The sequence below is a fragment of the Pseudovibrio sp. Tun.PSC04-5.I4 genome (assembly GCF_900104145.1).
Lineage (GTDB): Bacteria > Pseudomonadota > Alphaproteobacteria > Rhizobiales > Stappiaceae > Pseudovibrio.
In genome coordinates this window covers 3,274,255-3,286,435 of the sequence record NZ_FNLB01000006.1, presented here as the reverse complement: position 1 = coordinate 3,286,435, position 12,181 = coordinate 3,274,255, and the positions used below count along the sequence as shown (strand labels likewise).

Sequence of the window (12,181 nt, the reverse complement as noted above, 5' to 3'; positions counted from 1 at the left end):
ACACGCTTCCTAAGCTTCTTTAAATATCAGCACTTAGCAGACCATCCAAGTGTCCACGACGCTCCAGTGCAAAAAGATCGTCACAACCACCAATGTGCTCCGACCCAATGAAGATCTGCGGGAAGGTGTTTGCACCGTTTGCTTTGGAGATCATTTCCTTACGGATGGACGGGTCTTCGCTGAAATTGAATTCCTTATACGCGACGTTCTTTCCATCAAAAAGTTTCTTTGCACGAGCGCAGAAGCCACACATATTGCGGGTATAAATGGTAACTTTAGCCATATTTTCTGTCCTTTGAATACGCAGCGAAGGCCAACAAAATTCAGCCATCTCAAACTACTTCCTATATGGCTTAGCCCCCTACAAACCGCAAGCCACCTCAACTCAAGTTGATCACGAGGTGATTTCAAACAGCGTGCACTGGGTCATTCTATCCAAGCGAATCACTCTTCCCATGCTCTGGATCAACCAAAGCAAAAACAAGCACATCAACCTGACGTGCCCCTGCTGATTTTAGTATGCGCGTGCATTCCTCGACCGTGGCTCCAGTCGTCAGGACATCATCAACCAGCACGATATGCGCGCCAGAGACATACGGCATGAACTGATCTGAAATCGCAAAGGCACCTTTGACGTTTTGCGCCCGTGCTGCACGCTTCAACCCAACCTGCTGGATCGTCTTTCTTGTGCGGCTCAAGCCATCCGCGATAACCTTACAGCCGAAAGCTTTGCCTATCTCATAGGCCAGCAAGGCTGCTTGATTATAGGTCCGTTGCCTCAATCGGGCACGGTGAAGCGGAACTGGAATAAGGATGGTGCCTGCCTCAACCAGTTCCCGGCTGGCTCTCAACATACAGTGGGCTAGGAACCGCGCCAGTTTGGGCTGCCCGTTAAACTTGAACTGCCTCACAAGCGTACGTGCCGGACCATTATACAGAGCGGCGGCTCGGGCACGGGCGTAATCAGGCGGATTAACAAGCGCTGCTGCACTCCACGCATTAGGCCCTAAATCGCAGTACAGCGGCGTTCCGAGCCGCTCACAAAATGGCGGTGAAATAAGGTCCATCTGCTGCCAGCATGGCAAACACAACCCCGCATCCCCTTGTAAACACACATCACATACAGGACATGTATGCGGAAAAACGGCATTTAGCGCCGTATTCCGGAGATACCTTAGAGCGGAGATTAAGGCGGATTTCGAGAAGCCATGATGACCATTGGCGCTCGCGCCAGCAGAACTATCCACCGCGTCTGGCAACCACTCTAAGGAAGATAACTTGTCGCCCACAGGAGCTCACCGTATATATCTGCCGATAAACAAAGCTAACAAAGCGACTGTCGGGCAGCACTCCCCAATCAATTGGGGGAGAAATACCAATAGGCAGTACACTGTGACCGACAGCCAAAGGCAAACCAATGAGTGAACACACCCTCTTCGACCGCAAACTGATCGCAAAGCGCCGCATGGCAGCTTTAAAGCGAGCAGAGGGTGGTGTTGATTTTCTGATGAAAGCCGCGGCAGCCGATCTGGAAGAACGCTTGAGCTTCATCAGCCGTGAATTCACCTGCGCTGTCGACCTTGGGGGCCATACAGGTCATATATTTGAAACTCTGAAATCTTCAGGCAAAGTAAAGCATCTCATCAGAGCCGATGTCTTCGGTGCGGACCCGAACCTACCTGCGCCGGACCTCATCGTCGACGATGCTGTTCTACCCTTTGCACCTGAGAGCATTGATCTCATCGTTTCCGCTCTTCATCTGCAATTGCTGGATGATCTTCCCGGCACACTCATTCAAATCAAGCGAGCCTTAAAACCCGACGGCCTTTTCCTTGGCCTGCTTCTTGGTAGCGATACGCTTGCAGAGCTGCGTGACTGCTTGATGCGTGCGGAGATGGAAGTGAGCGAAGGTGTTTCCCCTCGTGTGATCCCATTTGCCGAAACGAAAGACCTCGGAGGATTACTGCAACGTGCAGGATTTGCGCTTCCAGTATCAGACCTAGACCGCCTTACAGTCAGATACGACACTATGTTTGATTTGATGAGGGATCTGCGATCAATGGGAGCAGCCAATCCTCTTCATGATCGCTTGAAAAAACCAACCAGCAAAAAAATCTTCATGCGGGCGGCTGAAATTTATGTGCAGGATTACAGCGATCCTGATGGCCGCATTCGCGCAACATTCACCTTTGCATCCCTGTCAGGTTGGGCTCCGCATGAATCACAGCAAAAACCTCTAAAGCCGGGCTCAGCCAAACAAAGCTTAGCAGAAGCCCTTGGAACGAAAGAGATAAAGTCGTGATTATTTGGATGTTGCAGCTGACAAGATGCCAGAGATAAACTGGAAATTATCGGAAATCGAAGTGCTAATCGCCGTTAGGCTGGCAACAATAGCAAGAACAATAAGAGCGACAAGAATGGCGTACTCTACGGCCGCTGCCCCGCGTTCATCCTCAGTCATATGCGCGATTGTAAAACCGCTTTTTTGAGTTTTGAACACTTGGTTGCTCAACGCCATTACTGCCTCTTATTCTCCGTGATCTCCCACTAATAAGACAGCAAGTCTATTAGGTGCGGGATCAACGGTTCATCTGCTGGTGGCATGTCATAATCACGCAAACGAACTGCCCGTACCCATTTTAGGTTTTGCCCCTCCGCCCCATGAGGAGTGCCCGTCCATCGTCTGCAGATGTAAAGTGGCATTAGCAAATGAAAATCTTCGTAAGCGTGGCTAGCAAAACTCAAAGGCGCAAGGCACTCTTTTTTAACCGTAATTCCCAGTTCCTCAGACAATTCACGGATCATGCAATCCTCTGGAGTTTCATTCACTTCCAGCTTTCCGCCAGGAAACTCCCAGAATCCTGCCATTGACTTGCCCTCAGGGCGCTGTGCAAGTAAAATCCGGTTGTCTGCATCAATGAGTGCGCAAGCCGCAACCATTACAATTTTCATTTATCTAACCGTTTCATAAAGGGTCACTCTGAAAACCTTTTGGAAACCATACCGAAGGTTCATCGTGAAATTTTACTGATTTCATTAAGCTCGTGGCGCGTGGCAGTAGTGATACGCGTAGGATTCTTTGTAGCCAAGAGAATCGTAAAGCGCGCTCGCAGCAGTGTTTTCTGCAACCACCTGAAGCCAGGCCGTCTCCGCTCCACGCTCTGCACCAAGACGATGCACTTCGCACATCAACGCGAAAGCCAGTCCTTGACGGCGATAGCTTTCACCAGTCGCCACATCAAAGATGCCGAGCAAATCGCCATCAACAACACCCAGCAAAACAGCAACCGGAACGCCATCTTCCGTTTCCAACACCAACGCGATCAATTCAACAGTTATTCTTGAAAGCACATCATAAAGCGCCTGTTGCGTGTCGCTAAGAGGAGCACCCGGTTCCGCACCATAGGCCTGCGCGTATTTATAGATCCACTCCGCAAGCGGAACCTTAGAGATCTTGAAGCCAGCAGGCACCTCGGTCTCACCAAGAACCCAGATAGAGCGCGTCATAACAAGAGTTTCATCCAACCGCTGGAAATTCCTCTGGTTCAGAACCTGATCAACATCGTTAGGAACCAACGGCGTCCATCGCACATGAAATTTGATATCTTGCCGTTTGAAGCGTGTCCGCGCAGCATCTAGCCGGCTCTCAACTTCATCACCATCCTCAGCATCATAAAAATTCAGCGAATTATTGCGTCGCGTCCCAATCCCCGGAGAGAGACGAGAAACCCAGCTTCCATCATAATGCACCATGAAGCTGGGAAAGCAGTTCAGGTTTGCCTGCTCCAGCCTCAAAACAGTCTCAAGATCACAGTTCGCCTGACGCGGCTGAACCGACTTAACTTCTGTAGTCACCATTGATAGCCACATACTCTTTGGTCAAATCACAGGTCCAAACCTGAGCGGAGCCTTCGCCAATGCCCAGATCAACTTTGAGGACAATCTCGTCCTCTTTCATCACGGCAGAAGCTTCATCCTCGCTATAAGCAGGATCACGCTCCCCTTCAACAGCAACGCGAATATCGCCGAACCAGATTGCAAGCTTATCACGGTCCGCAGGCTCACCCGCTTTGCCAACAGCCATCACAACACGGCCCCAGTTCGCATCTTCGCCCGCAAAGGCTGTTTTCATCAGGGGAGAGTTCGCAATGGCAAGCGCAATACGTTTTGCAGAAAGATCGCTTTCAGCACCTTCAACTTGCACTTCAACGAACTTGGTCGCCCCCTCTCCGTCCCGCACAATCATTTGAGCCAGCTCAAGCATCATGCTGGAAAGAGCACTGCGGAATTCAGCAAGGCGCAGGTCAGAGGCATCTTCAATCCAATCCCCTCCAGCGCAACCAGTCGCACTGAGAAGCACTGTGTCCGATGTAGAGGTATCACTATCAACTGTGATGGAATTGAAGGAGCCAGCAACACACTCAGAAAGCAACGTTTGCAACACAGGAGCTTTGATTGGCGCATCCGTAAACAGGAAGCTCAACATCGTCGCCATATCCGGTGCAATCATGCCCGCACCTTTGGCAATACCATTCAACGTTACGCTGGCATCCCCAAGCTGAACGGTTCGTGTACTGAGCTTTGGATAGGTATCTGTGGTCATGATCGCGTTGGCAGCATCCATCCACTTGTCCGCTACAGCATCTGCAACCAGATCATTTGCAACAGCTGCAAACTTCTCAGCAGGAAGAGGTTCACCAATCACTCCAGTAGACGCAAGATAGATCTCATCGACAGCAAACCCACTCGCTTTGGAGAGAATATCCGCAGACAGCTCAACGGAGGCCAGCCCTTTTTTACCGGTGAAGGCATTAGCATTGCCGGAGTTGACCATAATCGCGCGCGCGATACCTTTGGAAAGGTTCTGCTTACACCAATCAACAGGAGCGCTCGTACACTTGGATTGAGTGAACACACCAGCAATCTGTGCAGGCTCATCAAACACAGCGAGAAGAACGTCAGTACGTCCTTCATATTTCAATCCCGCCGCAGCAGTGGCCATTCGAACACCCTTCACCGCAGGAAGATCGGGATATGACTTGGGTGCGAGTGGAGAAATGGTGTCTGACAAGAGAACCTCCCGAATATATGCGCGACATAAAAAGTAACCCCGGAAGGCCTAAGCCATCCGGGGTTACAAAAACAAGATGTTTTATTTCAATAATCAGACAAGCTCAGAAGCAGATGGCTCTTACTTGCTCTCTTCTGCTTTTGTCTTATCAGTGTCAGCAGCAATGATTTCCACAGTGTTCTTGGCTTTCAGCTCTTCCAGTACTGCACGGAATTTCACCAGAACAAGATCCTGACGGATCTGAGCTTCAGCAGCTTCAAATGCAGGTGCATCCTTAGAACGCACTTCTTTGTTCATGATCACATGGTAACCGAACTGCGTTTTTACAGGTTCTTTTGTAAATTCACCTTGTTTCAGACCAAATGCTGCTGTCTCAAATTCTGGGACCATCTGTCCTTTACCGAAGAAACCAAGATCACCACCATTCGGGCCAGAAGGACCGGTGGATTTTTCTTTTGCCAGCTCAGCGAAATTCGCACCACCTTCAAGCTGTTTGATGATGTCGCGCGCTTCTTCTTCTTTCTCAACGAGGATGTGAGCTGCATTGATTTCAGGAGTACCCTGAAAATCTGCAAACTTCTCTTCGTAAGCCGCTTTAACTTCGCTGTCTGTCACAGTGCTTTGAATAAATTTCTGGAAATATGCATTACGCAGTGCCCGCGTACGCTCAAATGCCATTAGACGCTTGAAATCATCAGTTTCTTCGAGTTTTTCAGCAACGCCAGCTTCTGCAAGCAGGTTCATTTCGACCAGAACATCAGTCAAAACAGTACGCCACTCAGTAGGAGGAACGCGCTGCAACTGCTGCGTATAATCCTGAGCTGCATAAGCCAGATCTGCTTCGGTAATGACTCTCTGCCCTACTTTCGCAACGGGTTTGTCCAGATTGAGGGCCGCGTCAGACTCTTGCGCTTGAGCAGCACCAAGCCCAATAACCAATGCAGCAACGGCAACTGAACTACCTAAGATCCCTGTAATTTTACGAAGCATAAGATCGCTTTCTTTATCTGTTTATGGAGAATTTAAAAAGAGTTGCAGGCAACAAAGCCTTATATTGCGATGGCAACTGCCGTTGACAACCTTTCAACCCACTCTTATCTCTCTGTCGCCTGCTTTTTTAATCGCAGGTGTTTAATATGCAGTGACCCAGATCAGACTCACGGAGATTTGACTGGATATATCACAAATGTGAAGATTTTTAGGGCTCGACCGCGGTGAGAAAAAACCGGCGTGCCCAAAGTAGGAAGGACCGCCACATGGTGGGGCTCGGCGCACTCGCTCGTAAGATATTTGGTTCAGCTAATGACCGTCGGATCAAGACACTCAAGCCCACAGTAGACGCTATTGCTGCTTTGGAGCCGGAAATGGAAGCTCTGACAGATGAACAGCTGGGAGCCAAAACTGACGAGTTCCGCGAGCAACTGGCGAAAGGCGTAAAGCTGGACGATCTCCTCGTTCCGGCATTCGCAGTCGTGCGAGAAGCATCTCGCCGTGTCCTTGGTCTTCGTCACTACGACGTGCAGCTCATCGGTGCTATGGTTCTCCACTCTGGAGAAATCACCGAAATGCGCACCGGTGAAGGTAAGACCCTTGTCGCGACAGCTCCCGTATACCTTAACGCATTGACAGGTAAGGGTGTTCACGTAGTAACAGTGAACGACTATCTGGCAACGCGTGACATTGAATGGATGGGGCAGGTTTACCGCTTCCTCGGCCTGACAACCGGTTTGATCGTCCATGGCATCTCTGATGAAGAACGCAAAGAAGCGTATGCCGCAGACGTGACATACGGCACCAACAACGAATTCGGCTTCGATTACCTTCGTGACAACATGAAGTATGATCGTGAGTCCATGTGTCAGCGCCCGCATAACTATGCGATCGTGGATGAGGTCGACTCCATCCTTGTCGATGAAGCTCGGACACCGCTGATCATTTCCGGTCCCTTGGAAGACCGTACCGATTTTTACAACCTCATTGATACATTTATCCCTCGACTAGCTGCGGAAGATTTTGAACTCGACGAGAAAGCTCGCTCCGCCACCTTCACCGAAGAAGGCAACGAGAAGCTTGAGCGATTGCTCACAGAAGCTGATCTCCTGAAAGGGGAATCACTTTATGATGTGGAAAATGTCACTGCAGTTCACCATCTACAGCAGGGCTTGAAAGCACACAAACTCTTCCAGCGTGATAAAGACTACATCGTCCGCGACGACGAAGTTGTTATTATTGATGAATTCACTGGTCGTATGATGCCAGGTCGACGTTTCTCTGAGGGCCTCCATCAGGCTCTGGAAGCAAAAGAAAAAGTTGCGATTCAGCCGGAAAACCAGACCCTCGCATCCATCACATTCCAGAACTACTTCCGCATGTATGACAAGCTTGCTGGCATGACCGGTACAGCGATGACAGAAGCTGAAGAGTTCATGGACATCTACAGCCTCGACGTGGTTGACATTCCAACCAACGTTTCTGTGCAGCGTGTAGATGACGATGATGAAGTTTACCGCACCGTTGCAGAAAAATACGACGCTATTCAGGTGCTCGTAGATGATTGTCACGACCGCGGTCAGCCTGTTCTTGTTGGCACCACATCCATCGAAAAATCCGAGATGCTCGCCGACTTGTTCACCAAGAACGGCTACACTCAGATAGACGTGTCAGACCCACTCGGCTTTGCAAGCATGTACTCCGGTAAGGATGCAGGCAAAAAGAAAGTCTTTGCTGTACTCAACGCCCGCTACCATGAGCAGGAAGCAATCATTATCGCACAGGCAGGTGTGCCCGGCGCTGTGACCATCGCCACCAACATGGCTGGTCGTGGTACTGATATTCAGCTCGGTGGTAACGTTGAAATGCGTGTCGCCAAAGAGCTGGGCGATATGGAAAAAGGTCCTGAACGCACCGCGAAGGAAGTGGAAATTAAAGCTGAAATTGAGCAGCTGAAGCAAAGAGCGCTGAAGGCCGGTGGCCTTTACGTTGTTGCGACTGAGCGCCATGAAAGCCGCCGCATTGATAACCAGCTCCGTGGTCGTTCTGGCCGTCAGGGTGATCCTGGACATTCCAAATTCTTCTTGTCTTTGCAAGATGATCTGATGCGCATCTTCGGTTCCGAGCGCATGGATTCCATGCTTCAAAAGCTTGGTCTGAAAGACGGCGAAGCAATCGTTCATCCATGGATCAACAAGGCACTTGAAAAAGCACAGCAGAAGGTTGAAGCCCGTAACTTCGACATTCGTAAAAACCTGCTGAAGTTCGATGATGTGATGAACGACCAGCGTAAGGTTGTTTTCGATCAGCGCCTCGAAATGATGGATCCTGAAGTAACTCAGGAAGCTGTTATCGGGATGCGCGAAGAGTTCGTGGAAGACCTCGTTGCAGCACACATTCCAGAACGTGCTTATCCTGAACAGTGGGACACGAAAGGCCTGAAGGAAGAGGTTCTGACAAAACTGAACCTTGACCTGCCAATCGTTGAATGGGCAAACGAAGAAGGCATCGCAGACGAGGAAGTGACTGCGCGTCTGAAGAAAGAAGCCAACGAAAAGATGGCGAGCAAGGCCGCGAACTACGGCCCTGACATTATGCGCCAGATCGAACGCGCTGTTCTGCTTCAGACCATCGATAACCTGTGGCGTGAGCACCTTGCAGACCTTGACCACCTGCGCTCAGCAGTTGGCCTGCGTGGGTACGCTCAGCGTGATCCTTTGCAGGAATACAAAACAGAATCCTTCACACTCTTCGAGACCATGTTGAGCAGTCTGCGCCAAACAACAACAACGCAATTGATGCACGTTGAGATGGTTCAACAGCAAGCACCAGAAGCGCCTCAGATGCCCGCGCATATGCAAGCACATCACACCAACCCTTTGACTGGTGAAGATGAAATGGCTGAAGCAGACAGGCAGCTTGCTCAGGCTCACGCAGCAGCTGCCCCAGAGGGCCGCGAAGCTGAAGACCCTGATACATGGGGCCGAGTTGGCCGCAACGAGCCATGCCCGTGTGGATCTGGCAAAAAGTACAAGCATTGTCACGGTGCGCTGGTCTAGCCGCAAACCGTTTCACGTTTCAAAAGGGCTGCTTCGGCGGCCCTTTTTTGTTGTCTGCGCACGACTAGCTCCATGGGAATTACACAGCAAAAAGATGGGAGTATTCCATTTCAGCCAGAGTGCTAATCTACGCATTCCTTGGCATTAATCTGGAAGTAGCGACCGAAACATGACCAGCTCTCACACGCTCACCTTCAACAAGTTGCTTCGCCAACTGATACCCAAAACCAAGCTGGATAGAACACGTGCTTCAGTAGAGGAGCAGTTGGGGCAACGTATTGAGGCGTTTTATGCGCCAGCAACAAACAGTTACTTGGCCCAGCTTTGCGATGTTTATGGCAGTGATAAAGGGACAAATTGCCCGGAAACATCCAAGTTTCAATGGGAACCGCATACCTATACAGACTTCTACAGCCTGATCTTCGATCATTGCCGTGATAAAATCACAAACGTCCTTGAATGCGGAATTGGCACCAACGACACCAATTGTCTCTCCAACATGGGCAAAGACGGAAAGCCTGGTGCGTCACTGCGCGTTTGGCGCGATTATTTCCCGAATGCGGAAATCACCGGAATAGATATTGACCCCAACTGCCTGTTTTCAGATATTCGCATTCAGACTTTCCAAGTTGATCAGACCAGCACCGACAGCATTGTCAATTTCAAAGCTCAGGTAGCTCCACACCCCTACGATCTTATCATTGATGACGGCCTGCGTCATTATGAGGCGGGTATCTGTTTCTTTGAGAACATCAGTGATCTGCTCACCAGCAACGGTGTCTATATCATCGAAGATGTGAACCGACACGACATCCACCGGTATGCGGAATATTTCCAGCAACGAGAAAGCAAATACAACTGCCGCTGCCTCCTGCTTTATCGCCAACACGTTAGCCTGCGAGACAACATGCTGGTGATGGTCACCAAGAAGCAATAGATACACGCTAGGCCAATTGACAAACCTATCTCTGTATTCTAGCACTAGAATATAATTTTATTCTAAGGCTAGAATAGTATGTCTGATAATCTCACTGATAGCGAATTGCTGGTTCTTGGTCTGGTTTCAGAAATGCCTCGCCATGGCTATGAGCTTGAACAGGTTATCGAGCAGCGTGGCATGCGTGAATGGACGCAAATTGGGTTTTCATCCATCTATTTTGTCCTAGGAAAGCTGGAGAAGAAAGACTTTGTCACAGCGGAAAAACCATCCGGTGCAAAGGCAAAGAAAAGTTACATAATGACGAGTACAGGACGAGATGCCCTCGTCACACAAACTCTCACAGCTATCAAAACCGTTAGACCTACCTACTCTTCCATACTGCTAGGAATGGCACATTGGCCTACCCTAACCCGCCAGCAAGCCCTGAGTGCTCTGCGCCAGCGCGGTGAAGCTCTTCAAACAGAACTCTCCCGCATCGAAAATATACTAATAGATCAACAACCTTTGCCAGATCACGTCGAAGCACTTTTCAACTTTTCAATCGGGCAACTGAAGGCCGAAGCCGACTGGCTTCATCAGACACTCGATTACATGACCTGCAAACCCTGGAACAGGTGAGGAAGCAGCTATGGTCGCAATTGATATTCAAGACAGATTGAAAGAACTCTACCAACCAACAACCAAGGACTTCTCTTTGGTCGATGTACCAGAAATGCAATTCGTCATGATCGACGGAAAAAGCAACCCGGAAGGTCCTGCTTTTTTACGGGCAGTAAAGTGGCTGTTTACGGTGATCTTTCCAATAAAACGCATCGCAAAGGAGCGAATGGGCAAACACTTTGTTGAACCGCCATTGGAAGCACTGTGGTGGGCCGATGATATGAACGACTTAATCACCGGCAAAAAAGACCAACTGAAGTGGCGTGCAATGATTGTTCTACCACATTGGTTGGATGAGGATATATTCAGAGATGCCATTCAGTTGGCTACGCAAAAACTCGGAGACGCCCCTGCAAGTTTACGGCGTGAGAGCATAACAGAGGGCCACTGCGTGCAAATTATGCACAAAGGCCCCAACGCAGATTTGCGCCAGATAGTTGCCAAGCTTCATCAGGAATTCCTGCCAACGCACGATCTAGTCGCAAGGGGACATCATCACGAGATCTATCTGAATGACTCAAACCGCGTTGCTCCGGAAAAACTGAAGACAATCCTACGCCAACCAGTTCAATAAATGTGAACAATCCAGCAGTCTAATGACATTCATGCGCCATGTCACATCCTTCAGATCGCTGGATGCCCCAACACCTCACGACCCTTTAAGGTTTCCTAGGCGAAACTTGGCTAAACTCTCGGTTAAAACAAAAACAACCGGGTGTGAAACGCTTCAAACTGAGCAAGCACGCACCACAGGAGGCGTTAATGCTCCCGACTTATAAAGTCCAATTCCTGACCAAATTTGCTCTCTCAGTATCCGTATGCATGATCACTACGACAGCACTGGCACAAAAAACAAAACCGGATGGGCCTTCAACATCTCCCGGCTATTACAAACAAATTGATCAGAAACTAGGCGCACTATTGTCCATATACGATACGCCGTCGGAGACCGCCTCCGTGGTGGTTCAACTACCGGGTGATACCATCTTCAATTCCAGCGGCGTTCAGCGAAAAACCAACAACACACTTTGGCAGAAAGTCAGCATTGGAGAGATCCAGGGTTGGGTCAGATCCTCCGCGCTAAAAATCGTCGAGCCGATTTCCTTTTCAAACACCACTCTACCCATTCTTGGTATCTGCGGAGGAACAGAACCCTCCTGGACCATCGAATGGAACAGCAACACCGTAACTTACTCCAACATCATGGGTCTCTTAAACCGCGTTCCATTTGAGAGCGTGATTACTGAAGAAAACAAAAGTGCCACTCGCGTGAGTGCCGGTAATAATGAAATTACCCTGCACTTAACCGTGACTGAAAAGCAGTGTACTTTTACATCCATAGATACATTCGTATGGGGAGAGGCGCAGGCCACCATAAAACAGGTTGGCAAGAAAGACGTGGTCTTGCAGGGCTGTTGCCGCCCGGTTTCTGATGGATATCGTTAACTTCCACATCTGAAA

At 49.6% G+C, this 12,181-nt stretch carries 13 protein-coding genes; 6 read left to right on the top strand and 7 right to left on the bottom strand.

The genetic code is table 11. The features are described from left to right. Positions 1–19 precede the first annotated feature (19 nt). A complete protein-coding gene (gene grxC / locus BLS62_RS20625; protein WP_093189320.1) occupies positions 20–283 on the bottom strand; it encodes a glutaredoxin 3 in 264 nt (87 codons plus the stop codon). 148 nt (positions 284–431) lie between these two features. Then, positions 432–1,289, bottom strand: a complete 858-nt coding sequence (locus BLS62_RS20620) for a ComF family protein (RefSeq protein WP_093185099.1) — start codon at positions 1,287–1,289, stop codon at positions 432–434. Between the two features lie 128 nt (positions 1,290–1,417). On the opposite strand from BLS62_RS20620, the gene BLS62_RS20615 reads away from it, so the two are divergent. Then, complete coding sequence (locus tag BLS62_RS20615) at positions 1,418–2,302, top strand: methyltransferase domain-containing protein (RefSeq protein WP_093185094.1); 885 nt, start codon at positions 1,418–1,420, stop codon at positions 2,300–2,302. Here BLS62_RS20615 and BLS62_RS20610 read toward each other — a convergent pair whose 3' ends face one another. The 5 genes from BLS62_RS20610 to BLS62_RS20590 all read right to left on the bottom strand — a co-directional run bounded on the left by BLS62_RS20610 (position 2,303) and on the right by BLS62_RS20590 (position 6,061). Continuing rightward, entirely contained in the window at positions 2,303–2,518 is a 216-nt protein-coding gene (locus BLS62_RS20610; RefSeq protein WP_093185089.1) for a Flp family type IVb pilin, read from the bottom strand. A gap of 29 nt (positions 2,519–2,547) precedes the next feature. Next, complete coding sequence (mutT, locus tag BLS62_RS20605) at positions 2,548–2,952, bottom strand: 8-oxo-dGTP diphosphatase MutT (protein ID WP_093185084.1); 405 nt, start codon at positions 2,950–2,952, stop codon at positions 2,548–2,550. An 84-nt stretch (positions 2,953–3,036) separates the two neighbouring features. After that, positions 3,037–3,858: a GNAT family N-acetyltransferase gene (locus tag BLS62_RS20600; protein ID WP_093185079.1), complete on the bottom strand. Its 822-nt coding sequence runs from the start codon at positions 3,856–3,858 to the stop codon at positions 3,037–3,039. Then, complete coding sequence (argJ, locus tag BLS62_RS20595) at positions 3,839–5,071, bottom strand: bifunctional glutamate N-acetyltransferase/amino-acid acetyltransferase ArgJ (protein ID WP_093185074.1); 1,233 nt, start codon at positions 5,069–5,071, stop codon at positions 3,839–3,841. Before argJ ends, BLS62_RS20600 begins: the two co-directional genes overlap by 20 nt. 120 nt (positions 5,072–5,191) lie before the next feature. Next, positions 5,192–6,061: a peptidylprolyl isomerase gene (locus BLS62_RS20590; protein WP_093185069.1), complete on the bottom strand. Its 870-nt coding sequence runs from the start codon at positions 6,059–6,061 to the stop codon at positions 5,192–5,194. A gap of 266 nt (positions 6,062–6,327) precedes the next feature. Between BLS62_RS20590 and secA the strand changes: the two genes are divergently transcribed. The 5 genes from secA to BLS62_RS20565 all read left to right on the top strand — a co-directional run bounded on the left by secA (position 6,328) and on the right by BLS62_RS20565 (position 12,166). Continuing rightward, the gene (gene secA / locus BLS62_RS20585) at positions 6,328–9,120 is read left to right on the top strand and encodes a preprotein translocase subunit SecA (protein WP_093185064.1); all 2,793 of its coding nucleotides are present in this window, start codon (positions 6,328–6,330) and stop codon (positions 9,118–9,120) included. A gap of 169 nt (positions 9,121–9,289) precedes the next feature. Continuing rightward, entirely contained in the window at positions 9,290–10,057 is a 768-nt protein-coding gene (locus BLS62_RS20580) for a class I SAM-dependent methyltransferase (protein ID WP_208990996.1), read from the top strand. 78 nt (positions 10,058–10,135) lie between these two features. Then, entirely contained in the window at positions 10,136–10,678 is a 543-nt protein-coding gene (locus BLS62_RS20575; protein WP_093185058.1) for a PadR family transcriptional regulator, read from the top strand. A 10-nt stretch (positions 10,679–10,688) separates the two neighbouring features. Further along, positions 10,689–11,294 (top strand): GyrI-like domain-containing protein, encoded by a 606-nt coding sequence (locus BLS62_RS20570; RefSeq protein ID WP_093185054.1) that lies wholly within the window; start codon positions 10,689–10,691, stop codon positions 11,292–11,294. Between the two features lie 188 nt (positions 11,295–11,482). After that, positions 11,483–12,166, top strand: a complete 684-nt coding sequence (locus BLS62_RS20565) for an SH3 domain-containing protein (RefSeq protein WP_093185049.1) — start codon at positions 11,483–11,485, stop codon at positions 12,164–12,166. Positions 12,167–12,181: the final 15 nt, after the last annotated feature.